Raw genomic sequence first — 26228 nt, forward strand, 5'->3', positions numbered from 1 at the left:
AGGCCTCGGGCTGCTGCCCACCGGCGGCCGCGACGGCGCGCGCCGGAGCGGCGGGCGTCGGGGCCTGGGGGGTGTGGTCCTCGTCGCGGGCCATGTCGACCACCGCGCCGAGCGGACGCAGCGGGCGTGCGGGCAGGCCCTCGACGAGGTCGGAGGCGTGCTCGTCCAGTGCGACGACGGTGCCGCCGTGCGCGCCGGGCTGGAACGCCCAGTGCGCGGCGTTGTCCGAGCGGCCGGTCTGCCACGTCAGGACGACGACCCACTTGCCGTCCTCGCCCTTCCAGGAGTCCCAGCCGGCTCCGCCGTAGTCCTGTCCGCGCAGGCCGAAGGTGTGCGCGACGGTCTCACCGAGCGTGCGCGAGTCGGGTCCGTCGGTGCGCTGCGGGTGGGCACCCTGGGCCAGCTCGGCGGTCCGCGACCGTTCGAGCAGGACGGGATAGGCGAAGCGTTCGATCTTCTGGGTCGGGACGCCGGCCGCGGCTGCGACCTCGTCGACCGACGCGCCACCCCGGATTCGGGCCTGGATCTCCCGTGGGCGCAACTGGCTCTCCAACTCGATCGCGATCTGGCCGAGCCGGGTCACGTCACCCCGTGCCGCGGCCCGCAGCTGCTCGTCGGCCGGCACCGTGTAGCGCTCGCGACGCCCCGGGTCCTCGAGGACGACCGAGCCGTCCCCGGTCACCCCCACGACCCGCAACGCGCGCATCGACCTGACCTCCTGCTGTCGTCCCCGTCCGGGTGACGGTAGAGGGCGAGAGGTCCGTGCCGGGTGAGGCGCGCCGGGCGAGTTCTGCCTGGTCGACAACACCTACTCGCCCGGGGGACCGCCGAGCCGTTCTCACTCACCGTGCGCAGCGTCGCACAGGTCGTGACTCACGAGGTAATTGGGGCGATTGATACGCGTGTGACTACAACGAGTTGCTATCGATCACGCAACGACGCCGCGCCGCGACGCAACCCGGCAGGCGCGGTGCCGTGGCCACCCCCGATGCGGAACGGGACGGCCGGGACGTATCTCCCCCGGCGCGGTGTCAGGACGGGGAACGGCGCCGGGGCCGTCGTGGAGGGTGGACGCGAGGTACCTGCGGGCGCGCTCCCGTCGCGGTGACCGCCCGCCCGGTCATCCGCAGTCCGCGCGGTGATCCGCGGCCCGCGCGCGTCCGGACGCGCGCGAACGACGGAACTGCGCGCGCCATGTGGATCACCGACCGATGCGCACGTCGGCGCCCGCTGCCCGCCGCCCGTTGCCCCTGCCGGCGCGGACATTCGTCACCGGCGCGGGTGGTCCCCCGCCCGCTCGGACCGTGGCCGGCTCGGACAACGGCTCGACGGCGGCGCTGGGCCGGATCATCCGGGTGGCGAGGGTGGCCGGTCCGACCGCGGACGTCAGGAGCACGAGTACGTGGAGAAGACCCTCGGCCGCCACGAACGACGCGGCGGCCCGGGCCGAGCAGGCGAGAGCGATGCCGCGGACCATGGCGAAGAGCACGGTGATCCGCTCGAGGCCGGATTCGCGTCACCGGGCGCGACGGCGAGGAGCGGGAGAGCGGCCGCGGGCGGCCGGGGCGTGTCCGTCAGCAGCACCCTGGTGACGGCGGTCAGGACGGTCGGGGTGCCGACGAACACGACCGCCACGGCGAGGGCCACCGCCGGGTGGGCCGACCGCAGCCGGTCGACCCACCTCGGTGGACGGTCCTCGTTCACCCGGGAGGGGATGCCCTCCCGGGACATGGTCAGGAACCCAGCCGCTCCACGACCCAGTCGACGCACGCGGTCAGCGCCGAGACGTCCGACGGCTCCACGGCCGGGAACATCCCGATCCGCAGCTGGTTGCGGCCCAGCTTCCGGTACGGCTCGGTGTCCACGATCCCGTTCGCGCGCAGCGCCTTCGCCACCGCGGTCGCGTCGACGGCGTCGTCGAAGTCGATCGTGCCGACCACCAGGCTGCGGTGCGCCGGGTCGGTGACGAACGGCGACGCGAAGCTGCTCTTGTCGGCCCAGGTGTAGAGCCGGTCGGAGGAGTCGCGGGTCCGTGCGACGCAACCGTCGAGCCCGCCCAGCGCGTTCATCCAGCGGACCTGGTCCTCGAGCAGGAACAGGGTCGCCAGCGACGGCGTGTTGTAGGTCTGGTCCTTACCGGAGTTGTCGACGGCGGTGGCCAGCGACAGGAACGGCGGGATCCAGCGGTCCGACGCGGCCAGCTCGGCGACCCGCTCCAGGGCCTTCGGGCTCATGATCGCGAGGAACAGGCCGCCGTCGGAGGCGAAGCCCTTCTGCGGGGCGAAGTAGTAGACGTCGGACTGGGTGATGTCGACCGGCAGCCCGCCGGCGCCCGAGGTGGCGTCGATCAGTACGAGCTGGTCGTCGGTGGTGCCCGCGGGCCGGTTGACGGGCACCGCGACGCCGGTCGAGGTCTCGTTGTGCGCCCACGCGATGACGTCGACCGACGGGTCGCTCACCGGCTCCGGCGCGCTGCCCGGGTCGGCCTTGACGATCACCGGGTCGGCCAGGAACGGCGCGCCGGTGGTGGTGTCGGCGAACTTCTGGGAGAACTCGCCGTAGGTCAGGTGCAGCGAGCGCTGACGGACCAGGCCGAACGCGGCTGCGTCCCAGAAAGCGGTGGAGCCGCCGTTGCCGAGGACGACCTCGTAGCCGTCCGGCAATGAGAACAGCTCGGCCAGCCCGGACCGCACCCGTCCGACGAGCTCCTTCACCGGCTTCTGCCGGTGCGAGGTGCCCATCAGGGAGTCACCGGTCGCGGCGAGGGCGGACAGCTGCTCGGGGCGCACCTTGGACGGACCGCATCCGAAGCGGCCGTCCTGCGGAAGGAGATCGCCGGGGATCTTCAGATCGGCAGGGGAGGTCACTCCACCAGTGTCGCAGCCGGACCGGCGTGACGTGCGACGAGTGCTGCGCGCCACCCGCCGGCGTCACCGGGTGACGGCGGGGGCGCGGTGCGAGCGCCGGTAGGCGAGCGGGGCCATCCCGATGTCGGCGTGCAGCCGCTGGCGCAGCGCGGCGGTGGTGCCGAAGCCGGAGCGGGCCGCGACCTGCTCGACGGGGAGGTCGGTGGTCTCCAGCAGGCGCCGCACGAGGTCGAGGCGGCGCGCGGACAGCCAGCGCCCCGGGCTGGTGCCGGTCTCGGCGCGGAAGCGGCGGGTGAAGGTCCGCACGCTCATGGACGCCCGTTCCGCCAGCTCCTCGACCGCGAGCGGCCGGTCGAGGTGCTGCAATGCCCACTCGCGCACGGCGCGGGTGTCGGGGCCGCCGCCGGGGTCGGGGACGTGGGACTCCACGAACTGCGCCTGCCCGCCCTCCCGCCACGGCGCGACGACGTTGCGCCGGGCCGTCGCCGCGGCGGTCCCGGCACCGTGGTCGCGGCGCACCAGGTGCAGGCAGAGGTCGATGCCCGCGGCGACGCCCGCCGAGGTGAGGACGTCGCCGTCGTCGACGAACAGCACGTCGGGGTCGAGCTCGACGTGCGGGTACAGCGCGCGGAAGTCGTCCACGTGCGCCCAGTGGGTGGTGGCGCGGCGGCCGTCGAGCACCCCGGCGGCGGCGAGGGTGAACGCGCCGGTGCAGATCGCGACCACCCGCGCGCCGCGGTCCACGGCCCGGCGCACCAGGCCGAGGACGGCCGCGCCCGGGGCGCCGGTGTTCGGGCCGCGCACGGCCGGCACGACCAGGGTGTCCGCGCGCTCCAGCACCTCGATCCCGTGCTCGGGCAGCACCCGGTACCCGGCACTGGTGCGGACCGGGCCGCCGTCGACGGTGGCGACCCGCACGTCGTAGAGGGGGGTGCCGTCCGCCGTGGTCGTGGTTCCGAGGATCCGCTCGGGGATGCTCAGCTCGAAGGCGATCACCCCGTCGACGGCGAGCACTCCGACCCGGTGCATGGCCGAATTCTTACACATGTCGTCCGAACGGCCACTGTTGCGCGTCGCAGCGCCACCGCACGATGGAGCCATGACGACAGCGCCCGCGACGGCGGACACGCAGCGGCGCCGGGTGCACCCGGCCTGGTGGGCGGCCGGGGCGACGTTCCTCGCCCTGCTCGGCGCGGCCGGGTTCCGCTCCACGCCGGGCGTGCTGGTGGAGCCGCTGCACGCCGAGTTCGGTTGGGGCATCGGGTCCATCTCCTTCGCACTCGCGGTGAACCTCGCCCTGTTCGGGGTGACCGCGCCGTTCGCGGCGGCGCTGATGGAGCGCTTCGGCGTGCGCCGCGTGGTCGCGACCGCGCTGGTCATGGTGGCGGTCGGCGCGGGCACGACCGTGTTCATGACGGCGGTCTGGCAGCTGGTGCTCCTGTGGGGCGTCGTCGTCGGGCTGGGTACCGGGTCGATGGCGATGGCGCTGGTCGCGACCGTCGTGAACCGCTGGTTCGTCGCCCGCCGCGGCCTCGTCTCCGGCGTTCTCACCGCCGCCACCGCTACCGGGCAGCTGGTGTTCCTGCCGCTCGTCGCGGCCGTCGTCGAGTCGGGCGGGTGGCGGCCCGCGGCGCTGATCACCGCGGGCGCGGCGCTGGCCGTGGTGCCGGTCGTGCTGCTGTTCCTGAAGGACCGCCCCGCCGACGCCGGGGTCCTGCCCTACGGCGGCACCGAGGCCGACGTCGTCCCGCCGCAGCGCACGGGTGCCGCGCGGCTGGCGCTGCGGGCCCTGGCCGACGCCTCGCGCACCGGTACGTTCTGGCTGCTCGTCGGCGGGTTCTTCATCTGCGGCGCGACGACGGCCGGGCTGGTCCAGTCCCACTTCGTCCCGGCCGCGCACGACCACGGCATGCCCGCGACGACGGCTGCCTCCCTGCTCGCCCTGGTCGGCATCTTCGACCTGCTCGGGACGATCTTCTCCGGCTGGCTGACCGACCGGGTCGACCCGCGGCTCCTGCTGGGCGCCTACTACGCGCTGCGTGGGCTGTCGCTGTTCCTGCTCCCACCGCTGTTCGGGACCGACCTGAACGCGAGCATGCTCGCGTTCGTCGTGTTCTACGGCCTGGACTGGGTCGCGACCGTCCCACCGACGATGGCGCTGGCCCGCGAGGCGTTCGGCGCCCGCTCGGCGGTGGTGTTCGGCTGGATCTTCGCCTCGCACCAGATCGGGGCGGCGTTCGCCGCCCTCGTCGCGGGGCTGGTCCGCGACGCGCTGGGCAGCTACGACGCGGCCTGGTACGGCGGCGCCGTCCTCTGTGTCGTCGCGGCCGGGCTGTCGCTGGCGATCCGGCGCCGGCGGGTCCCCGCGCCGCTGCCCGCCGGGCCGCTCCCAGGGGAACCCTCGTAGCGCTCTACGCCACGAGAGTTCCCCTGGGGGCACACCGAGGGCGCGGTCAGCGGGCGACGACCGAGTCCCAGCCCTCGACCTCCTGCGGACGGCGCGGGCCCGGGCCGATGTACTGCGCGCTCGGACGCACGAGCTTGCCCTCGCGCTTCTGCTCCATCACGTGCGCCGACCAGCCCGCGGTCCGGGCCGAGGTGAACATCGCGGGCATCATGTGCGGCGGGACCTCGGCGAAGTCGAGGATCACCGCCGCCCAGAACTCGACGTTCGTCTCGATCGGACGGTCCGGGCGCCGCTCGCGCAGGATCGCCAGCGCCGTGCGCTCCAGCTCGGCGGCCACCTCGTAGCGCGGGGCGTTCAGCTCCTGGCAGGTGCGGCGCAGCACGCGGGCCCGCGGGTCCTCGGCCCGGTAGACCCGGTGCCCGAAGCCCATGAGCTTCTCCTTGCGGTCCAGCAGGCCCTTGACCAGCGCCTCGGCGTCGCCCGTGCGCTCCACCTCGTCGATCATCGGGAGCACCCGGGCCGGGGCGCCGCCGTGCAGCGGGCCGGACATGGCGCCGATCGCGCCGGACAGCGACGCGGCGGCGTCGGCGCCGGTGGAGGCGATCACCCGGGCGGTGAAGGTCGAGGCGTTCATGCCGTGCTCGGCGGCGGACACCCAGTAGGCGTCGACGGCGGCGACGTGGCGCGGGTCGGGCTCGCCGCGCCAGCGGGTCATGAAGCGCTCGGTGATGGTGGAGCACTCGTCGATGCGCGACTGCGGCACCGCGGGCACACCGATGCCGCGGGCGGACTGGGCGACGTAGGACAGCGCCATCACCGAGGCGCGGGCCAGGTTGTCGCGGGCCTCGGTGTCGTCGATGTCGAGCAGCGGGCGGTAGCCCCAGTACGGGGCGAGCATGGCCAGCGCCGCCTGCACGTCGACCCGGACGTCGCCGGTGTGCACCGGGATCGGGAACGGCTCGGCGGGCGGCAGGCTCTGCCCGAACCGGCCGTCGACCAGCAGGGCCCAGACGTCGCCGAAGGTCACGGTGCCGGCGAGGTCCTCGAGGTCGACGCCGCGGTAGCGCAGCGAGCCGCCGTCCTTGTCGGGTTCGGCGATCTCGGTGCGGAACGCGACGTGGCCCTCCAGCCCGGACGTGAAGCCGGGCGGCGGCGGGGGCACCTCGTGCGCGGTCGTCTCGGTCACCGGGTCTCCTTCGGCTCGGATCGTCGCCGTCACCCTGCTCCGAACGGGTCAGCAGGGCAACGCGACCGACCGGTGGCGTCGATCACGAACCGGGCTCCCGTCCGCGAACACCGGTCGCGACCACTCCGATCGGCGGGTGCACACGCGGCTCCGGCGCGCTTACCGTGCGAGACGCACGCACCTGGCCGGAAGGGGAACCGATGACCGACGCGCCCGCGCTCGAGAGGATGCGGACGGACTACTCGAGCCGCCCGCTCGACGTCGACGACCTGGCCCCGACCTGGCACGAACAGCTCACCGCGTGGCTGGAGCAGGCCCGTGAAGCCGGGCTGACCGAGCCGAACGCGATGGTGCTGGCGACCTCGGACCCGGACGGGCTGCCGTCGTCGCGCACCGTCCTGTGCAAGGGCCTCGACGCCGGCGGGATCGTCTTCTACACGAACTACACCTCGGCCAAGAGCCACGACCTGAACCGCACGCGCGTCGCCTCGGTGACCTTCCCCTGGTACGACCTGGCGCGGCAGGTGCAGCTCTCCGGCCGGGTGGAGCGCTGCTCGGACGCCCAGTCCGACGCCTACTGGGCGCTGCGCCCGCGCGGCTCGCAGCTGGGTGCCTGGGCGTCGGCGCAGTCGACGATCGTCGCCGGGCGCACCGTCCTCGACCAGGCGCTCGCCGGGGTCACCCGCCGCTTCGACGGCGTCGAGGAGATCCCGCGGCCCCCGCACTGGGGCGGCTGGCGGATCGTGCCGTGGCAGGTCGAGTTCTGGCAGGGCCGCGCCGACCGCATGCACGACCGGCTGCGTTTCGAGGCCGGCCGCGACGACGCCTGGTCGGTCCGCAGGCTCGCCCCCTAGGAGGGAACCCGGAGGTGCACCGTCGGGGGGCCCGTGTACACCTTGACGTCGTGAGCAGTCGCAACGATCCGGGGGACGGGCCGACCGAGCCCGTGCCCGGCGCGGAACGGGACTCCCCGACCCGGCCGGTCCCGTCCGCAACGGGCGACGGCCCGACCACCCGGACCCGCGCCGGTCGGGTCACCGGCCTGCTGCGGTCGACCTTCGCCGACACCACCCCGCTGCGCACGCCCGCGTACCGGCGGCTGTGGACCGCCGGGATCGTCACGGTGATCGGCGCCCAGCTGTCGGTCGTCGCCGTGCCGATCCAGGTCTTCCAGCTGACCGGGTCGTCGGCCTACGTGGGCCTGACCGGCCTGTTCGGGCTGGTCCCGCTCGTGGTGTTCGGGCTCTGGGGCGGCGCGATCGCCGACGCCGTCGACCGCCGGGTCATGCTGCTGTTCACGGGCTCCGGCATCGCGCTGAGCTCGCTGGCGCTGTGGGTGGTCTCGGCCAGCGGCGCCGGGAACGTGTGGGTCGTGCTGGTGCTGTTCGCGTTCCAGTCGGCGATGCTCGCGATGAACCAGCCCACCCGCAGCGCGGTCATCCCGCGGCTGCTGCCCGCCGAGCAGCTGCCCGCGGCGAACGCGCTGAACATGACCGTCGTGCAGGTCGGCGCGGTGCTCGGGCCGCTGCTGGCCGGGGTGCTGATCCCGTTCATCGGGTTGTCGACGCTCTACCTGATCGATGCGATCTTCCTGCTGGCGACGCTGTGGGCGACCTGGCGGCTGCCCGCGCTGCCCAGCTCCGCGCAACGGGTCGACGGCGCCCGCCCGAAGGTGGGGCTGCGCTCGGTCGTCGACGGCTTCCGCTACGTCGGGACGCAGCGCATCCTGCTCGTCTCGTTCCTGGTCGACGTGATCGCGATGGGCCTGGGCATGCCCCGGGTGCTGTTCCCGCAGATGGCGGTGGACACCTTCGGCGGGTCGGCCGACGGCGGCATCCAGCAGGGCCTGCTGTACGCCGCGATCCCGATCGGGATGGTCGCCGGCGGCGTGCTCTCGGGCTGGCTGCAGAAGGTGCAGCGCCAGGGCGTCGCGGTCGTCGTCGCGGTGTGCGTGTGGGGCGGCGGCGTGCTCGTGTTCGGGCTCACCGGCTCGCTGTTCCTCGCGGTGCTCGCGCTCGCCGTCGCCGGTGCCGGGGACCTGGTCAGCTCGGTCTACCGGTCGTCGATGCTGCAGACCGTCGCCACCGACGAGATGCGCGGCCGGATGCAGGGCGTGTTCATCGTCGTCGTCGCGGGCGGGCCCCGGCTCGCCGACATGTGGCACGGGTCGGTGGCCTCGCTCGTCGGGCCCGGCCCCACCGCGACGCTCGGCGGCCTCGCCGTGATCGTGGGCGTGCTGCTGTGCGTGTGGCGCTTCCCGGAGTTCCTCCGATATCGGGCACCCCGCGACGGAGGGTGAGAATCGTCGCCGCGTTCTGCGTAATCGCCCCGGCGGGCTAGCGTGTGCCCGAGACCCGATTGATCCCCGCTGTGAGAGGGAACCTCCACATGTCCGACGAGACCGCCGCCAAGTCCGACACCGCCGTACTCCGGTACTCGGGCGGCGAGTTCGAGACCGCGGTGCACACCCCGACGGAGGGGTCGCAGGCCGTCGACGTCAGCAAGCTGCTCGGCAAGACCGGCCTGGTCACCTTCGACCCGGGCTTCACCAGCACCGCTGCCTGCTCGTCCGCGATCACCTACATCGACGGTGACGCCGGCATCCTCCGCTACCGCGGCTACCCGATCGACCAGCTGGCCGGGAACTCCACGTTCCTCGAGGTCAGCTACCTGCTGATCTACGGTGAGCTGCCGAGCCAGCAGCAGCTCGACGCCTTCACCAACCGGATCAGCCGGCACACCCTGCTGCACGAGGACCTCAAGCGCTTCTTCGAGGGCTTCCCGCGGGACGCGCACCCGATGCCGGTGCTGTCGTCGGCGGTCAGCGCGCTGTCGACCTTCTACCAGGACTCGCTGGACCCGCACGACGAGGAGGCCGTCGAGCTCTCCACCGTGCGGCTCATGGCGAAGGTCTTCACGATCGCCGCCTACGCGTACAAGAAGTCCGTCGGGCAGCCGTTCCTGTACCCGGACAACTCCCTCGGCCTCGTCGAGAACTTCCTGCGGATGACCTTCGGGTTCCCTGCCGAGCCCTACGAGCTGGACCCGGACATGGTCCGCGCTCTCGACACGCTGCTGATCCTGCACGCCGACCACGAGCAGAACTGCTCCACGTCGACGGTGCGGCTGGTCGGCTCCAGCCAGGCGAACCTGTTCGCCTCCATCTCCGCCGGCGTCAACGCGCTGTTCGGCCCGCTGCACGGCGGCGCCAACCAGGCGGTCCTGGAGATGCTGACCCGCATCAAGGACGTCGAGGGCGGCAACGTCGACGACTTCGTGAACCGGGTCAAGAACAAGGAGCAGGGCGCGAAGCTGATGGGCTTCGGGCACCGGGTCTACAAGAACTACGACCCGCGCGCGAAGATCGTCAAGGAGCAGGCGGAGACGATCCTGAAGAAGCTCGGCGTCAACGACCCGCTGCTCGACATCGCCATGACGCTCGAGGAGAAGGCGCTGGCCGACGACTACTTCGTCGAGCGCAAGCTCTACCCGAACGTCGACTTCTACACCGGCGTCATCTACCGGGCGATGGGCTTCCCGGTGAAGATGTTCACCGTGCTCTTCGCGCTCGGCCGGCTCCCGGGCTGGATCGCGCACTGGCGCGAGATGATGAACGACCCGCAGAACAAGATCGGGCGTCCGCGCCAGCTCTACACCGGTTCCGCGGAGCGCCTCTACGTCCCGGTCGGCCAGCGCTGACCGCGTAGCCCCACCGCCTCACCTCCCGAGCGGGCCGGTCCCACGACCGGCCCGCTCGCTCGTTCCGGGGAGCCGCCGCCCCGCCTCGCGCACCGCCGTCCCGGCGCTCCCAGGGGAACCCTCGTAGCGCTCTACGCCACGAGAGTTCCCCTGGGGGCACAGCGGAGGGGTGCGACGGCTCGGCGGGCGGCGCGGCGGCGGCGCCGCTAGCGTCGACCGGCATGGCGCCCAGCACTGCCGTCGTCTGGTTCCGGCGCGACCTCCGGGTCGCCGACCAGCCCACGTTCCTCGCCGCGGCCGACGCCGCCGACCGTGCGCTCGCGCTGTTCGTGCTGGACCCGGCCCTGCTGAAGCCCTCGGGTGCCGCGCGGGCGAACTTCCTCTACGGCTGCCTGCGCGAGCTCGACGACGCCCTCGGCGGGAAGCTGCTCGTGGTGAGGGGCGACCCGGCCGACGTCGTCCCGCGGGTCGCGCGGGCCGTCGGCGCGCAGACCGTGCACGTCGCCGCGGACTACGGCCCCTACGGCCGCGAACGTGACGAGAACGTCGAGAAGGCGTTGTCCGACGGCGGCGTCGAGCTCGTCCGCACCGGTTCGCCGTACGCCGTCGCGCCGGGCCGGGTGGAGAAGGGCGGCGGCGGGCCGTTCAAGGTGTTCACCCCGTTCAGCCGCGCGTGGGCCGACCACGGCTGGCGCCCCCCGGCGGGCACCGACGCGTCGACGTGCACCTGGATGGACCCCTCGGACAAGGACGGCGGTCCGCGCGCGGTGAAGGTCCCCGGCGACGAGCCGGTCGAGGCCGAGCTGCCCGAGCCGGGGGAGTCCGCCGGGCTGGCGCGCTGGCGCGACTTCCTCGACGAGGGCGTCCTGGACTACGAGTCCGACCGCGACCTGCCGGCGAAGAAGGGCACCTCGGGGATGTCGCCGTACCTCAAGTACGGCTGCGTGCACCCGCGCACGCTGCTCGCCGACCTCGCGCAGCACCGGGGCGACTCGGTCAAGGCCTACCGCACCGAGATCGCCTGGCGCGAGTTCTACGCCGACGTGCTCCACCGGCGCCCGGACTCGGCGCGCGAGAACTACGACAAGGGTTTCGACCATCTGCCGCTGCGCACCGGGAAGGCGGCCGACGCCGACTTCGAGCGCTGGTGCGAGGGCCGCACCGGCTACCCGATCGTCGACGCCGGGATGCGCCAGCTGCGCGGCGAGGCGTGGATGCACAACCGGGTGCGGATGATCGTCGCGTCGTTCCTGGTCAAGGACCTGCACATCCCGTGGTGGCGCGGCGCGCGGCACTTCATGGCGCTGCTCGTCGACGGCGACCTGGCCTCCAACCAGCACGGCTGGCAGTGGACGGCCGGGTCGGGGACGGACGCCTCGCCGTACTTCCGCATCTTCAACCCGATCACCCAGGGCGAACGGTTCGACCCCGACGGCGACTACGTGCGCCGCTGGGTGCCCGAGCTCGCCGACGTCGAGGGCAAGGCCGTGCACCAGCCGTGGAAGCTGAAGGGCGGCATCCCGGAGGGGTATCCGGAGCCGATGGTCGACCACAAGGCCGAGCGGCAGGACGCGCTCGCCCGCTACGACCAGGTCAAGGCCGCCCGGTCCTGAGGGCGTCCCGCCAGCGGACCCGGGCCCCGGTGCGCAGCACCGAGTTGCGGTAGACGCGGGCCGACAGCACCACCATCCCGGCCAGCGCGAGCAGCGCGAGCGCGTAGGCGAGCACCGGCTCCCACCAGTCGGTGACGCCCAGCGCGGTCCGGGCCGGCATCAGTGTCTGCGACAGGTACGGCACGAACGACAGGACCGTGGTGACGGGGTTGCGCGGGTCCACGGGCAGCACGGCGACGGCGAGCAGGAACGGCACGAGCAGCACGACGGCGATCGGCGCGGTCACCGACTGGAGTTCCTCCTGGCGGGACACGAGCGCCCCCGCCGCCGCGTAGAGCGTCGCGAACAGGAAGAACCCGACCAGGTACCAGGCCAGCGCCGACACCAGCGTCGGCAGCAGCAGCGCCGGGACGGCCAGCGCGCCCGTGCCCACCGCGACGGCCGCGCCCACCGCGCCGAGGATCAGCAGCTGCAGCAGCCCGACCAGACCGAGGCCGAGCACCTTCCCGGCGAGCAGCTGCCGGGCCGGGATCGTCGCGAGCAGCAGCTCCACCACGCGTCCGGACTTCTCCTCGACCACCCCCTGCGCGACCGCCGCGCCGTAGGCGGTGACCGAGAAGAACAGCAGGAACGTCACGACGAACGCGGTCCCCACCCGCTGGCCCAGCTCGGTGTCGACCGGTTCGAGGGTGCGCACGCCCACCCCGGACAGCGTGCTGACCCGCTCCGGGTCGGCGCCGGCGGCGAGCAGCGACTCGCGCACGGCCTGCTGCTCGACGACGTCGGCGACCAGCGACCGCAGCCCCGGCGCGACGTCGTCGAGGCCCACGAGCTGGTAGGTCCCCGGTGCCCCGGTGAGCATCGCGTCGGCCTCGCCGGTGCGGACCATCGACTCGGCGGTGGCCCGGTTCCCGGCCTCGGTCAGCCGCAGCGCGGTGCCCAGCCGGTCCGCGGTGCCCTGCAGCTCGCCGCGCAGCTCGCGGGCCGGCCCGTCGAGCACCAGCGACGACGACGAGTTCTGCGACCCGGCGAACACGATCACCGCGCCGTAGCCGCCGAACACCAGCAGCATCAGCAGGATCCCGACGACGAACGTCCGCGACCGCAGCTGGGTGGTGATCTCCCGCCGCGCGACGAGCAGCACCGTCCTCATCGGGCACCGTCGGTCGACGGGACGGCGCGGTCGCGCACGGCGTCGCGGTACAGCTCGGTCAGCGGCGGCCGGTACGGACCGAACGCGTGTACCGGTCCGGCGGCGAGCGCCGCGGCGAGCAGCGCCTGGTCGTCGGTGCCCGGCGCCAGCTCGACGCGGGTGCGGTCGCCCTCGGTGCCGACGACCCGTACCCCGGCGACGGTGTCGGCCCAGCCGGGCGGCGGGCCCGTCACGTCGTAACGGTCGGCGGCCCCGGCCCGCAGTCCGTCGACCGTCCCGACCGCGGCCATCCGGCCCGCCGAGATGATCCCGACCCGGTCGCACAGCCGCTCCACCAGCTCCAGCTGGTGGGAGGAGAAGACAACGGGCACCCCGGCCGCGGCGCGCTCGCGCAGCACCGCCCCCAGGGTGTCGACGGCCGCCGGGTCCAGCCCGGAGAACGGTTCGTCGAGGACCAGCAGGTCGGGGTCGTGCACCAGCGCGGCGCACAGCTGCACCCGCTGCTGGTTCCCCAGCGACAGCTTCTGCACCTCGTCGCCGCGGCGGTCGGCGAGCCCGACCCGGTCGGTCCAGGTCTCGGTGGCGGCGAGCGCGGCCGACCGGGACAGCCCGTGCAGCCGGGCCAGGTAGACGAGCTGCTCGGCGACCCGCATCCGTGGGTACAGACCGCGTTCCTCGGGCAGGTAGCCGATCCGGCGCCGGTCCGCGGGACCGAGCGGGCCGCCCTTCCAGGTGACCGCACCGGCGTCGGCGTCGAGGACGCCGAGCACGATCCGCATCGTCGTCGTCTTGCCCGCGCCGTTCCCGCCGACGAAGCCGAACACCTCGCCCGGGGCGACGGTGAAGCTCACCCCGTCCAGCGCGACGGCGGGGCCGAACCGCTTGGCCAGGCCGTCGATCGCCAGCACGGTCGCGACGCTACACGGGGCCGTCGCGAAGGGCCGGGGATCGATCTCCACCCGTGGGTGGCAGCCCCCCTTTTCGCTCTGTAAGCTCCGCACACCGCAAAGACGCTCACCATGTCGATCGCGTAACGAAATGCGGCTCCGCTTGCGGTCCGGCATTTCGACAGTGGGGGGATTATCGAATGTCATCGACTCCGGCAGACGCTGGTCAGCAGGGTGATCAGGACGACGTGGAGCCCTCCGTCCTGCGGAGGGCGGTCGCCGCGTCGGCGATCGGAAACGCCACGGAATGGTTCGACTACGGCATCTACGCCTACCTGACGGTCGAACTGACGAACGCGTTCTTCCCGGGTGAGCTGGGATATCTCGGGACCCTGCTCGGGTTCGCGATCTCGTTCGTCCTGCGGCCGCTCGGCGGCTTCGTGTGGGGTCCGCTCGGTGACCGCATCGGCAGGCAGAAGGTCCTGTCGATGACGATCATCCTGATGGGTGTCGCGACGTTCCTGATCGGCGTCATCCCGTCGTACGAGACGATCGGCTGGGCCGCCCCGGCACTCCTGTTCCTGCTGCGGATCATCCAGGGCTTCTCCACCGGCGGTGAGTACGGCGGCGCCGCCACGTTCATGGCGGAGTACGCGCCGGACCGCAAGCGCGGCTTCTGGGGCAGCTTCCTGGAGTTCGGCACCCTGGCCGGCTTCACGCTCGCGGTGCTGGTCGTCTTCGGCCTGGAGACCGCGATCGGCGAGCAGGCCATGCTCGACTACGGCTGGCGCATCCCGTTCATGATCGCCCTGCCGCTGGCCATGATCGGTCTCTACATCCGGACCAAGCTCGAGGACACCCCGGTGTTCCGGGACCTGGAGGCCGCCGGCGAGTCCGAGTCCGCCGCGACCGGAGCGCTCAAGGACCTCCTCGTACGCTACTGGCAGCCGATCCTGGCGCTGTTCGGACTGGTCATCGCGCTGAACGTCATCAACTACACCCTGCTGACCTACATGCCGACCTACCTGCAGACGACGCTGTCGATGGACTCGGCGAGTGCCGACACCGTCGCCGTGATCGGCCAGGTCGTGATGATGCTGCTGATCCCGTTCGCCGGTGCGCTGTCGGACCGCATCGGCCGCAAACCGTGCTGGTGGATCTCACTGGTCGGCATCTTCGTGCTGGCGATCCCGATGTACATGCTGATGGCGCAGAGCCTGCCGCTGGCGATCCTCGGGTTCACCGTGCTCGGCCTGATCTACCTGCTGCAGCTCGGGACGATCTCCGCGACGTTCCCGGCGATGTTCCCGACCCACGTCCGGTTCGCCGGCATGGCGATCTCCTACAACGTGGCGACGGCGGCGTTCGGCGGCACCGCGCCGCTGATCAACGAGGCGGCCATCGAAGGCACGGGCGACGTCCTGTTCCCGGCCTACTACATGATGGGCGCCTGCGTGGTCGGCATGATCGCGCTCTACTTCGTCATCGAGACGAAGGGTGTGTCGATCGCCGGCCGGGACGTCCCGGGGCTCGCCGAGCACCGCGCACGCCAGGCCGCGAAGACCGGCTCCTGACGCGTACCGCCCGACCGGGCCCGTCCCCACCGGGGACGGGCCCGGTCCGCGTTCAGCGCCCCGCCCACCCCCGGGCCAGCGGCACGTGCCCGACCCGCGCCGCCGCCCACACCCAGGCCCAGCAGACGGTGCCGTCCTCGACGACCACCCGGATACGGGCGTACTCCGGCCCCTCGTAGGCGTCCAGGATCGCCAGCGCGGACACCGGGTCGGCCAGCTCGACGACCCAGCCGGGCACGCCGTCGCCGGTGTCGAGGGTGAGGGCCGGGTAGTCGTGCCCGGTGTCGGCGATCCCGCCGACCGGCAGCACCGCCGGCTGCGGCAGCGTCGCCGAGGCGTGCGCGCGCAGCAGCCCGAACGCGCGCTGACCCGGCATCAGCGAGCCGTAGACGAACACCCGGGACGGCCAGTGTTCCGGCACGGGCACCCCCTCGGCGGTGTCGGCGTCGAGCCCGTCCGGGCCGGGCGTCCCGGCCTGCGCGGCGGCCCCGGCCTGGTCGAGGGCGGTGCAGGTCACCGCGGCGCCGTCGAGCACGAGCGGCCGGCGGTCGGTGCGGTCGTCCCCGGTCGGGGTCTGCGGTGCGACGTAGGCCCACGGCCGGTCCAGCACCCCGACGCCGTCGAGGAGGGTCACGCGCCCGGTCGCGACCCGGGCGAGCCGGTAGCGGGGCGGGTCGGCGTCGCGGCCCTCGACGGTGTCGAGCGCGGCGAACTGCTCCGGTGCGGCCAGCCACACGGTGTGCTCCTCCACCGCACCGTCGAGGGCGGCCAGGGTGGCCGGACGCTGGTCGTCGACGACGCGGCGACCGGCCGCCCACACCGCCGCCAGGCCCGTGGTGCGCACCCGCAGCACGACCACCGGCCCGCCCAGCCCGCGCGCGTCGCGCATCCAGGTGATCTTCGACGGGCAGGCGTTCGAGCCGTAGGCCAGCAGCGGCACCCGCCCGGCCAGCCGCGGTGCGCCCAGGCCGGTGAGCACGTCGTCGAGGCAGCGGCCGCCGGCCCGCCATCCCGAGGGCGCCGACGGGTCGGCCGTCAGCGGGTGGGTGCGGCCGTCGGTGTGCAGGAACGAGCACGGCGGCCGGGCGCCCGGGTAGGGGTCGGCGGGGAACGCCGAGTCCGGCCACGGTGCAGGGATGTCCGTTCCCGTCATGGGCACGGACCGTAGATCAACGACCGGGGCTCAGCGGTGCGCGCCCGGGTAGCGCCGTCGCAGCAGCGCCGCCGCCAGGGCGAACAGCGCCAGGACCGACAGCACGGACACCACGACGAGCACCGCCGTCGAGGTGCCGGCGGGCAGCAGCGTGAGGGGCCAGAGCACGGCGACCAGCACGATCAGCGCGGCGACGGCGCCGCGCAGCGGGGCCGGGACGCCGTCGGGGATCAGGAACAACCGTCGGAGCAGGGCCATGGTCCGACGGTAGGGGCCGTCCGGGGGCGTCGCAGTCCGTACGGGCCGTCACCCCTCGTGTCGGCGCCTGCCCTGCGTCGCGGCCCGGCGCAGCAGCGCCGCGGTCAGCAGCATCAGTCCCAGCACCGCGAGCGCGGACATGACCACCCGCAGCCACAGCGGCGCCGGGTCCGGCAGCAGCATCGCGATGACGAACACCCCGGCCATCGAGCTGCTCAGCAGGATCATCACCAGCAGCGGGGGCGGCGTGCCCTCCGGGAAGGAGAACGCGCGGACGATCCGGCTGCGGCGACCCACGCCGCGCAGGCTACCGGGACATCCCCGCCCCCTCCGGCGTCGCGATGCCGTAGCCGCGGATCTTGCGGTAGATCGTGGCCCGGCTCATCCCGAGCCGGCGCGCGGCCTCGGCCTTGTTGCCGTCGGCGTCGAGCAGGGCGTCGACGATGGCGTCGCACTCGATCGACTCCAGCGGGGTCAGCACCCGCCGGGCCAGCACCCGCGTCTCCGGCGGCAGGTCCTCCAGCCGGATCACCCCGGTCCGGCGACGGCTCACGACCTTGCGCAGCACCTGGTAGAGCTGCTCGACGTTGCCCGGCCACCGGTGCCGCATGAGCACCCGCAAGGCCTCCGGCGCACAGGTCAGGTCGGCGCCGCGCGTCAGCCGGGCGAGCAGGTACGGCACCAGCTCGGCGACGTCCTCCACGTGGTGGCGCAGCGGCGGGACCTCGATGGTGCGCGGGAAGCAGTCCAGCAGCGACGCGAGCTCGGGTGAGTCGGTCGTCCGGGAGCTGCCGCGGGTCGCGATGACCCAGGCCCGCTCCGGGTCGGTCGACTCGCGGTGCGGCTCGAGCACGTCGGCGAGCGCCGCCGCGGCGGCCGGGGGGAGCCGGTCGACCTCGCGCAGCACCAGCGTCCCGCCGCCGCCGTCGAGCTCGTCGTACACCTCGGAGAGCCATCGCGGGCCCACGTCGCCGGCGTCGAGCACACGCACGTGCCCGGCGGGGGAGTGGAGGTGGTGGGTGGCGCGGGCCAGCGTGGTCCGGCCGGAGCCGTGCTCGCCCTGCAGCACCAGCCACTCGTTGGTGCGGAAGTGCCGGTCCACCGCCTGGGCGCACTTGGTCCACAGCGCTCCCGAGCCGACCGCGGTCGGCAGCGCGGTGGTGATCGTCGGGGTCGCGGAGCCGCGGCCGACGGTCTCGCGGTGGGTCAGGCTCACCTGCAGGATGCCGCCCGCCGAGCCCGCCTCGTTCCAGCTCGGCCGGCACTGCACGCGTGCGGTCGCCCCGCTCGGCAGGTCGACGACGAGCTGGCGGTTGCGTCCGGCCCGCAGCGCGTCGGTCGCCCCGGCGAGCAGCGGGACCTGGTCACCGGGTGCGATGAGCTCGCGGGCGCGGTCGTTCATCATCACGAGGTCGTCGCCGACGGCGAGCACCGCGGAGTCGCCCCCGCGCTGGACCGCGGTCAGGTAGTCGTGCAGCAGCGTCAGCTCGTGCCGCCCGGACGCGGCGAGCAGCGCCTCCTCGATGCGGCGGGCCGTCGTCGCGGCGGTGGCGACCATCAGCGCGTTGGCCTCGCTCCGCCAGCAGGTCAGGTCGACGACGCCGAGGATCTTGCCGGTCACCGGGTGCCGGATCGGGGCGCCGGCACAGGCCAGGTCCTCCAGGTGCTCGACGAAGTGCTCGTGCCCGAACACCTCGGTCGGGCGCCTGCCCTCCAGTGCGGTGCCGATGCCGTTGGTGCCGACGTGCTGCTCGGCGTAGGAGAAACCGGGGACGAGCCACACCCGGTCCAGGTGCTGACGCAGCGCGGAGTCACCGGTCCGGCGGTCGAGGACGACACCGTCGCCGTCGCAGAGGATGAGGCTGACCGGCTCGGTGGCGAACTGGTCGCACAGCTCGGAGACGATCGGCGTGGCCGCCCGCACCAGCGGGCTGTCGGTCTCGCGGCCGATCTCGGGCAGGTCGATGGAGTCGGGCGCGACGTCGCTGTCCCGCGACCGGATCCAGGACGCCAGGATCGGCGGGCGGACCGAGTCCTCACGCATCTGCTCGCGGTGCAGGAACGCGTCGCGGGCCGCCGCGATGCGTTCGGCCGCGGCGCTGGTGCTGGTCCTGGTGGCGGGTGTGGGCGCCGAGCCGGTGACGGGGGAGTCATGTCCGTCCCCGGGGTGTCGCGGGCGCGGCGTCGGCCGGCCCGCCCGGGTGGCGCCCTGCGCGCCGTCGGGCAGGGGTCTCACACACGGCCTCCTCGCCTGTGTCGAGCTCGGGACACGACCACCGAGGACCCGCGTGCAACAGCGGTGACCTGCCCGGATCCCGTGGTCACGGCGACGGTACGCGCCGTGAGAGCAAGATCACCACAGGTAGCGGGGCGGAAGAGTCTCATATTGAGACCTCGAATGCCTGCTGGACCATGTGTGATTCGCAGCACGGAAGGCAGACGGCACCGGCGCCGCGGGATCCACCCACGTCACCGGGTCGTCCGAGCTCCGTGCACGACCACGACATCGGGCTACCCGCGCTCGCCCGCTGATCCGACCACTAACCCACCACCGTGAGGAGACGACGTGAGTCGGCAGAGTTTGGCGAAGGCTCACCAGAAGATCCAGGAGCTGTCCTGGGAGCCGCAGTACCACGAGCCGTACATGAAGTACGGAACCGACTACACCTTCAAGAAGGCGGCCAAGAAGGACCCGCTCAAGCAGGTCCTGCGCTCGTACTTCCCGATGGAGGAGGAGAAGGACCACCGCGTCTACGGCGCCCAGGACGGTGCCATCCGCGGCAACATGTTCCGGCAGGTGCAGGAGCGCTGGCTGGAGTGGCAGAAGCTCTTCCTGTCGATCATCCCGTTGCCGGAGATCTCCGCGGCGCGCTCGATGCCGATGCTGTTCCACGTGGTGCCGAACCCGGAGCTGCACAACGGCCAGGCGATCCAGATGATCGACGAGGTTCGGCACTCGACGATCCAGCAGAACCTGAAGCGCCTGTACATGAACAACTACATCGACCCGGCGGGGTTCAACAACTCGCTGCGGAACTTCCAGTCGGACTACGCCGGCACGATCGGCCGTCAGTTCGCCGAGGGGTTCATCACCGGTGACGCCATCACCGCCGCGTCGATCTACCTGACCATCGTCGCGGAGACCGCGTTCACGAACACCCTGTTCGTGGCGATGCCGGCGGAGGCCGCCGCCAACGGCGACTACCTGCTGCCGACGGTGTTCCACTCGGTGCAGTCCGACGAGTCGCGGCACATCTCCAACGGCTACGCCACGCTCCTGATGGCGCTGTCGGACGAGGACAACCGCCAGTTGCTCGAGCGCGACCTGCGCTACGCGTGGTGGAACAACCACCGCGTCGTCGACGCCGCCATCGGTACCTTCATCGAGTACGGCACGAAGGACCGCCGCAAGGACCGCGAGTCCTACGCGGAGATGTGGCGCCGCTGGATCTACGACGACTACTACCGCAGCTACCTGCTGCCGCTCGAGAAGTACGGCCTGGTGATCCCGCACGACCTGGTCGAGGAGTCCTGGAACCAGATCTGGAACAAGGGCTACGTCCACGAGGTCGCGCAGTTCTTCGCCACCGGCTGGTGCGCCAACTACTGGCGTATCGACGGCATGACCGACACCGACTTCGAGTGGTTCGAGTACAAGTACCCGGGCTGGTACGACCGGTACGGCAAGTGGTGGGAGAACTACAACCGCCTCGCCAAGCCGAACGGTCACCACGCCATCGTGGCCGAGGACGTCGACTACGTGTACCCGCACCGCTGCTGGACCTGCATGGTCCCGTGTCTGGTGCGTGAGGACATGGTCGTCGACAAGGTGGACGGCCAGTGGCGCACGTACTGCCACGAGGTCTGCCGCTGGACCGACGCCGAGGCCTTCCGGCCCGTGTACCAGGGTCGCGAGACCCCGAACATGGGCAAGCTCGTGGGTCACCGCGAGTGGGAGACGCTCTACCACGGCTGGAACTGGGCCGACGTCGTCCAGGACATGGGCTTCGTCCGTGACGACGGCAAGACGCTGACCGCTCAGCCGCACCTCGATCTCGACCCGAAGAAGATGTGGACGCTGGACCACATGCGGCGCATGCCGCACCTGGCCAGCCCCAACGTCATCCTCAACGAGATGAGCGACGCCGAGCGCGAGGCGTTCGTGGCGGACTACAACCGCCAGGGGCCGGGAGGCCGGCCCGCGCCCACCGACGCCTGAGCGCGGGTCAGGCGAGGGGAGGGGGTCCCCGTCATGCCATGACGGGTCCCTCTCCCCGCGGCCCGGCCGGGGGGTCGTCTTCCCCGGCCGGGTCACCCCGGGACTCCCGTCCGCCGGGCGGGGCCCGGGGCGACGCCTGCCCACGTCTGTCCGATTGGTCTTTTTTCTCACGCCATTCGTCACGCCAAGAGAGGTGGTCTGCGCTCGTGGGCGACAAACACGTCGTGCGGTTCGAGCCCGTCGGCATCGAGATCGAGGTCGACGAGGACCAGAACATCCTCCGCGCCGCGGCCGAGCAGGGCGTCCAGCTCATGCACGGTTGCAAGGAGGGCCAGTGCTCGGCCTGCAAGTCCTTCGTGCTCGAGGGCGAGGACATCGAGTACGACAGCTACTCGACCTTCGCGCTCCCGGACTACGAGAAGGAGGAGGGCCACACCCTCCTGTGCCGGGCGCATGCCTACGAGGACCTGGTCATCGAGCTGACCAACTACGACGAGGAGATCATCCGGTCCGGCCTGCCCCTCACCAAGGGCGTGGTCGAGGTCGTGTCGGTCGAGGCCGTCACCCACGACATGCGGCATCTGACCGTCAAGCTGGTCGAGCCGTCGGAGATCAAGTTCTTCCCCGGGCAGTACATGGACCTCGTCTGCCCCGGGACCGAGGAGAGCCGTTCGTTCTCCATGGCCAACACCCCCAACCGGGACGGCACCTACGAGTTCGTCATCAAGGTCTACCCGGGTGGGTTGTTCGGGACCTGGCTCGACGAGAAGGCCGCTCCCGGTGACCGGCTCGATGTCGAGGCGCCCTTCGGCACCTTCACCCTCCGTCAGAACCGCAGCTCGCCGATCGTCTTCGTCGGCGGTGGCGCCGGCATGGCGCCGGTACTGGGCCTGCTGCGGGCGATGGCCGATGGCGGCGTCGAACGACGGGCCACCTTCTACTACGGCGCGCGCACCGCGGCCGATCTCTGCTTCGAGAAGGAGATCGCCGAACTGGCGCCCCAGCTCAACGGCTTCCGGTACGTCCCCGCCCTGTCCGACGGCGACGGCGGGGACTGGGCCGGCGAGACCGGTCTGATCACCGAGGTGGTCAGGCGCAACGAATCCGATCTGAAGGGAGCGGATGCCTACGTCTGCGGTCCCCCGCCGATGGTCGACGCGGCGATCGCGACGCTGACCCAGCTGGGTGTGAGTGAGACCAACATCTTCTACGACAAGTTCACCACGACCGGTGAGCAAGAAGGCGAGGACGGACAGCAATGACTCAGTCCCCCACCACACAGGACACGTCGTCCGGTTCGCAGCGCAGCGTTCCCAAGCCCGTCTTCACCGACGCGGAGGCCGGAGCGCGGGAGTTCCCGGACTCGAGCTCGAGCGCACGCCACTACAACTACTACACCCCGGCCAAGCGGAAGCAGACGCTGTACGAGGACACCACCGTCGAGGTCCAGCCGGACCCGCGACACTACCTCGCGCAGGGCTGGATCTACGGCTTCGCCAACGGCGAGGGCGGCTACCCGCTGCACTGGACCAAGCTGAAGGCCTGGGGCGTCGACGAGCCCGAGCCGCAGCGCGGCATCGGCACCGGCGGTATGCACGTGAAGAACTGGCCGGCCCACGGCTGGCACGAGTTCCGCGACCCGAACGAGGAGTGGGAGCAGAGCCTCTACCGGTACAACGCGAACGTCGTCCGGCAGCTCACCCAGAACATCGAGAACGCCCGCAACGCGAAGGCGTTCGAGCTGTGGAACTCGAACTGGATCCGGTTCGTCGAGCGCAACGTCGGCGCCTGGATGCACATCGAGCACATCCTCGGCCTCTACGTCTTCGCGTCCAACGAGCGGTCCGCGCCGACCAACATGCACAACACGGCGCTCGCGGCGAACTCCACCCGTAAGATCCGCTTCGCCCAGGACCTGGCGCTCTACAACCTGACGCTGTCGGAGGAGATCGACGGGTTCGACGGCGCAGCCCACCTCGACGCGTGGGACAACGCGCCGGAGTGGCAGGGCGCCCGCAAGTTCACCGAGGCCCTCACCGCGGTCCAGGACGACTGGGGCGAGGCCATCTTCGCGGCCAACTGCGTCTTCGAGCCGCTGGTCGGTGAGCTGTTCCGCTCGAACCTGGTCATGCAGTCCGCCGCCACCAACGGCGACTACGTGACCCCGACGGTCATGGGTGCCGGCGAGTACGACTACGCCCAGCGCGACCTGCGCTGGTCGATCGCCTGTTTCGCGCCGCTCACCCAGGACCGCGAGTTCGCCGAGCACAACCGCTCGCTGATGGGCGGCTGGCTGCGGACCTACGTCCCGCAGGCGCTGGAGGCCGCCCGGACCATGCAGCCGATGTGGTCCCAGTCGGACTCGAAGCCCCCCACGTTCGAGGACTCCCTCGACCGCGCCAAGAACCGGTTCGCCGGGATCTGCAGCGATCTCGGCCTCGACGTCCCCGAGGAGCTGAAGCAGTGACCAGCACCAGCCCGTTCAAGCAGGACAGCACCGCGTCGAACATGTGTGGCTTCACGCTGATGAACAACCAGATCGGCGCGGTCATCGCGACCGTTCTGGACCGTCAGGACAACGTGACCGTGCAGCACCTGCCCTCGATGATCCGCGTCGACGGCACGGGCAAGTTCGAGCTGGACTACGTCGCGATGGACGAGGAGGCCGGCCAGGAGGAGGGCTGGTTCGACGCCGCCCAGTTCGAGGAGAACATGTCCACCCACTACGGGCGGATGGTCCACCTGGACGACAAGACGATCATGTTCGCCAATCCCGAGGACGCCGCCGAGTACATCGACTTCGACCTGAAGCCGGTGTAAGGACCCGCTCCTCACCCGGATCGCACCGCCCGGGACGACGACCCGTCCCCGGCCCACCACGGCCGGCGACGGCCCGGGCGGTGCGCTCCACCCGCGCAGCGCGCCCGCACGGCGCCACGGCTGCGCACGTTGATCCGCACCCGCGCACCTGGACCGACTCTTTCTCCGGGAGGACCCACCATGGCCAAGGAACTCCGCTTCGGCGCCGAGGGCCGTCATCTGTTGCAGGCCGGCGTCGACCAGCTGGCCGAAGCCGTCAAGAGCACGCTCGGTCCGAAGGGCCGCAACGTCATCCTGGAGAAGATCACCGGCTCGCCCGAGGTCACGAACGACGGCGTCACGATCGCCCGCGAGATCCACCTGCGCGACCCCTTCGAGAACATGGGCGCCCAGCTGGTCAAGGAAGCGGCGGTCAAGACCAACGACACGGTCGGCGACGGGACCACCACCGCGACCGTCATCGCCCAGGCCATCGTCCGTGAGGGCATGAGCGCCATCGAGCGCGGCGGCAACCCGGTGCTGGTCAAGCGGGGCATCGACATCGCGGTCAACGCGCTCGTCGACCGTCTGCAGACGGTGTCGCACACGGTCAGCACGGAGGAGGACTACGCCCGCGTCGCGTCCATCTCGGCCAACGACGACTACACGATCGGCCGCGTCGTCGCGAAGGCGCTGCACACCGTGGGCGACGACGGCGTCGTCACCGTCGACGACACCCCGCTGCCGGGCGTCTCGGTGGACTTCGTCGAGGACTTCGAGTTCGACAACGGGTACGTCTCGCCGTACATGGTGACCAACCCCGGCACGCTCGAGGCGATCGTCGACGACCCCTACATCCTCTTCACCGCGCACAAGATCAAGGACGTCCAGCAGATCATGCCGGTGCTGGACCGGATCATGCGCAACGACCGGCGCCCGCTCGTCATCGTCGCGGAGACCGTCGAGGGCACCGCCCTGCAGATGCTGGTCCACAACCACGTCAACGGGCACTTCCAGGCCGTCGCGATCAAGGCGCCGGGCTTCGGCGAGAAGCGCATCCACCTGCTGGAGGACATGGCCGCGCTCTGCGGCGGGCAGGTGCACTCCAAGAGCTCCTCGTTCTCGCTCGAGCAGATCGACGTCGAGCACCTGGGGCGCGCCGTGCAGGTGCAGGTCACCAGCGAGGGCACCACGATCATCGGCGGCGGCGGGGACAGGCAGAAGCTGGAGTACCGGCTGTCGCAGCTGCGCGCCGAGCTGGCCCGCGCGACGATCGGCACCGACGAGGACTTCTTCTCCGACCGCATCGCCCGGCTGTCCGGGAAGGCCGCGATCATCTCGGTCGGGGCACCGACCAACGCCGAGGCCCGCGAGATCCGGCACCGTGTGGACGACTCGCTGCAGGCGACCCGGGCCGCGGTGGCCGAGGGCATCGTCGCCGGTGGCGGCGCGGCGCTGCTGCACGCCGAGCCCGCCCTCGACGAGCTGGACGTGACCGGGGACTACCGGATCGGCGTCGAGATCGTCCGGCACGCGCTCACCGAGCCCGTGCACCTCATCGCCTCCAACGCCGGCTACGACGGCGACGAGGTGGTCAAGCAGGTCACGACCATGGGCGTCGACGAGGGCTTCGACGCCCTGGAGGGCCGCTTCGGGGACATGGTCGAGATGGGCATCATCGACCCGCTGCGGGTCGTGCGCTCCGCCCTGCAGAACGGCGCCTCGGTCGCCGGGCTGATCCTCACCACCAACTCGCTGGTGGCCGAGGAGGTCACGCCCTGGAACAAGGCACTCATGACCGAGTTCGGCCAGCTCGACGAGGGCATCCCGCAGCCCAGCCCGGACTCGAGCACGCCCCAGTCGATGGGGCTCGGCCCGTCGGTCGGGTAGGTACCGGCCCGTCCGGTCACAGGAACAGTGGGGAGCGGCCCGGCACGCGCTGCGCGTGCCGGGCCGCTCCGCGACAGTGGAGAGGTGGTCGTCGTGGACCGGTGCTGCGGAGCGCCCCGGGGGCGTGGTGGTCTCCCGGCGGTCGTCGACGCCCAGGTGCACGGCTGGGACGGCCGGCCGCACAACCAGGCGGGCCCGGCGGGGGAGCAGTTCGTCGCCGATCTGCTGCACCGCCACCGGATGGTCGACCCGTCGCCGCGCCCGCTGTCCGCGGACGCGTTCGAGCTGGTCACGCCGCAGGCACTGGCTGCGCACGTGCTCTCCGCGGTGGACCGCGCGGTGCTCGTCCCGGCCAGTTTCGAGGACCTGTTCGTGCTGGGGTTCGCCGCACCGGCCTGGCACGCCGAGCTCGCCGCCGAGCACCCCGGGCGGCTCGTGCTGGCGGGGGAGCTCGACCCCGCCGACCGGGCCCGCGCCCGCGGCATCGGGGCCCGGGTCGGCCGCGACGGTCTGCGCGCGCTGA

Annotated in this window: 22 protein-coding genes; 12 read left to right on the forward strand and 10 right to left on the reverse strand. The window is 72.0% G+C overall.

Annotated elements, in window-relative coordinates:
• The 3 genes from sepH to GTW08_RS18690 form a co-directional block, all read right to left on the reverse strand.
• Window positions 1–706 (reverse strand): septation protein SepH (gene sepH, locus GTW08_RS18680; RefSeq protein WP_161152297.1); only part of this gene is annotated, 706 nt, incomplete at its 3' end.
• 1027 nt (window positions 707–1733) lie between these two features.
• Window positions 1734–2867, reverse strand: coding sequence for a phosphoserine transaminase (serC, locus tag GTW08_RS18685; RefSeq protein WP_073577868.1), 1134 nt, complete (start codon window positions 2865–2867; stop codon window positions 1734–1736).
• Window positions 2868–2930: 63 nt separating this feature from the next.
• A complete protein-coding gene (locus GTW08_RS18690) occupies window positions 2931–3896 on the reverse strand; it encodes a GlxA family transcriptional regulator (protein WP_202417378.1) in 966 nt (321 codons plus the stop codon).
• 70 nt (window positions 3897–3966) lie between these two features.
• Here GTW08_RS18690 and GTW08_RS18695 point away from each other — a divergent pair, with 70 nt between their 5' ends.
• Entirely contained in the window at window positions 3967–5274 is a 1308-nt protein-coding gene (locus tag GTW08_RS18695) for an MFS transporter (protein ID WP_073577866.1), read from the forward strand.
• A gap of 46 nt (window positions 5275–5320) precedes the next feature.
• Here GTW08_RS18695 and GTW08_RS18700 read toward each other — a convergent pair whose 3' ends face one another.
• A complete protein-coding gene (locus GTW08_RS18700) occupies window positions 5321–6460 on the reverse strand; it encodes a citrate synthase 2 (RefSeq protein ID WP_073577865.1) in 1140 nt (379 codons plus the stop codon).
• Between the two features lie 200 nt (window positions 6461–6660).
• Between GTW08_RS18700 and pdxH the strand changes: the two genes are divergently transcribed.
• The 4 genes from pdxH to GTW08_RS18720 all read left to right on the forward strand — a co-directional run bounded on the left by pdxH (window position 6661) and on the right by GTW08_RS18720 (window position 11772).
• A complete protein-coding gene (gene pdxH, locus GTW08_RS18705; RefSeq protein WP_073577864.1) occupies window positions 6661–7314 on the forward strand; it encodes a pyridoxamine 5'-phosphate oxidase in 654 nt (217 codons plus the stop codon).
• 50 nt (window positions 7315–7364) lie between these two features.
• Window positions 7365–8759: an MFS transporter gene (locus GTW08_RS18710; protein WP_304580206.1), complete on the forward strand. Its 1395-nt coding sequence runs from the start codon at window positions 7365–7367 to the stop codon at window positions 8757–8759.
• 89 nt (window positions 8760–8848) lie between these two features.
• Window positions 8849–10159: a citrate synthase gene (locus tag GTW08_RS18715; RefSeq protein WP_100879456.1), complete on the forward strand. Its 1311-nt coding sequence runs from the start codon at window positions 8849–8851 to the stop codon at window positions 10157–10159.
• 221 nt (window positions 10160–10380) lie between these two features.
• Window positions 10381–11772 carry a cryptochrome/photolyase family protein gene (locus GTW08_RS18720; protein ID WP_073577862.1) on the forward strand — a complete coding sequence of 464 codons (1392 nt, stop codon included), beginning with the start codon at window positions 10381–10383 and terminating at the stop codon, window positions 11770–11772.
• Here GTW08_RS18720 and GTW08_RS18725 read toward each other — a convergent pair.
• Window positions 11753–12925 (reverse strand): ABC transporter permease, encoded by a 1173-nt coding sequence (locus GTW08_RS18725; RefSeq protein ID WP_073577861.1) that lies wholly within the window; start codon window positions 12923–12925, stop codon window positions 11753–11755. The genes GTW08_RS18720 and GTW08_RS18725 overlap by 20 nt on opposite strands.
• A complete protein-coding gene (locus tag GTW08_RS18730; protein WP_073577932.1) occupies window positions 12922–13833 on the reverse strand; it encodes an ATP-binding cassette domain-containing protein in 912 nt (303 codons plus the stop codon). Before GTW08_RS18730 ends, GTW08_RS18725 begins: the two co-directional genes overlap by 4 nt.
• Window positions 13834–14060: 227 nt before the next feature.
• Here GTW08_RS18730 and GTW08_RS18735 point away from each other — a divergent pair, with 227 nt between their 5' ends.
• Complete coding sequence (locus GTW08_RS18735; RefSeq protein ID WP_301549093.1) at window positions 14061–15386, forward strand: MFS transporter; 1326 nt, start codon at window positions 14061–14063, stop codon at window positions 15384–15386.
• Between the two features lie 52 nt (window positions 15387–15438).
• Here GTW08_RS18735 and GTW08_RS18740 read toward each other — a convergent pair whose 3' ends face one another.
• The 4 genes from GTW08_RS18740 to GTW08_RS18755 are packed head-to-tail and all read right to left on the reverse strand — an operon-like array spanning window position 15439 to window position 19033.
• A complete protein-coding gene (locus GTW08_RS18740) occupies window positions 15439–16539 on the reverse strand; it encodes a gamma-glutamylcyclotransferase family protein (protein ID WP_073577859.1) in 1101 nt (366 codons plus the stop codon).
• Between the two features lie 30 nt (window positions 16540–16569).
• A complete protein-coding gene (locus GTW08_RS18745) occupies window positions 16570–16797 on the reverse strand; it encodes a hypothetical protein (RefSeq protein WP_073577858.1) in 228 nt (75 codons plus the stop codon).
• Between the two features lie 48 nt (window positions 16798–16845).
• A complete protein-coding gene (locus GTW08_RS18750; protein WP_073577857.1) occupies window positions 16846–17094 on the reverse strand; it encodes a hypothetical protein in 249 nt (82 codons plus the stop codon).
• Window positions 17095–17104: 10 nt separating this feature from the next.
• Window positions 17105–19033, reverse strand: a complete 1929-nt coding sequence (locus GTW08_RS18755; protein WP_304580205.1) for a sigma-54-dependent Fis family transcriptional regulator — start codon at window positions 19031–19033, stop codon at window positions 17105–17107.
• A 345-nt stretch (window positions 19034–19378) separates the two neighbouring features.
• Here GTW08_RS18755 and GTW08_RS18760 point away from each other — a divergent pair, with 345 nt between their 5' ends.
• From GTW08_RS18760 to GTW08_RS18785, 6 genes are all read left to right on the forward strand, one after another.
• The gene (locus GTW08_RS18760; protein WP_073577856.1) at window positions 19379–21016 is read left to right on the forward strand and encodes a methane monooxygenase; all 1638 of its coding nucleotides are present in this window, start codon (window positions 19379–19381) and stop codon (window positions 21014–21016) included.
• 206 nt (window positions 21017–21222) lie between these two features.
• On the forward strand, window positions 21223–22278 hold the full coding sequence (locus tag GTW08_RS18765; RefSeq protein ID WP_073577855.1) for an FAD-binding oxidoreductase: 1056 nt from the start codon (window positions 21223–21225) through the stop codon (window positions 22276–22278).
• Window positions 22275–23483: a toluene hydroxylase gene (locus GTW08_RS18770; RefSeq protein ID WP_073577854.1), complete on the forward strand. Its 1209-nt coding sequence runs from the start codon at window positions 22275–22277 to the stop codon at window positions 23481–23483. The genes GTW08_RS18765 and GTW08_RS18770 overlap by 4 nt, the downstream gene beginning before the upstream one ends.
• A gap of 41 nt (window positions 23484–23524) precedes the next feature.
• A complete protein-coding gene (locus GTW08_RS18775) occupies window positions 23525–23836 on the forward strand; it encodes a propane 2-monooxygenase effector subunit MimD (RefSeq protein WP_073577930.1) in 312 nt (103 codons plus the stop codon).
• Between the two features lie 180 nt (window positions 23837–24016).
• Complete coding sequence (gene groL, locus GTW08_RS18780; protein WP_073577853.1) at window positions 24017–25705, forward strand: chaperonin GroEL; 1689 nt, start codon at window positions 24017–24019, stop codon at window positions 25703–25705.
• An 84-nt stretch (window positions 25706–25789) separates the two neighbouring features.
• The coding region (locus GTW08_RS18785) for a hypothetical protein (RefSeq protein WP_202417380.1) at window positions 25790–26228 on the forward strand (439 nt) is incomplete at its 3' end.

Source organism: Pseudonocardia sp. SID8383 (assembly GCF_009864975.1).
Taxonomy (GTDB): Bacteria; Actinomycetota; Actinomycetes; order Mycobacteriales; family Pseudonocardiaceae; genus Pseudonocardia; species Pseudonocardia alni.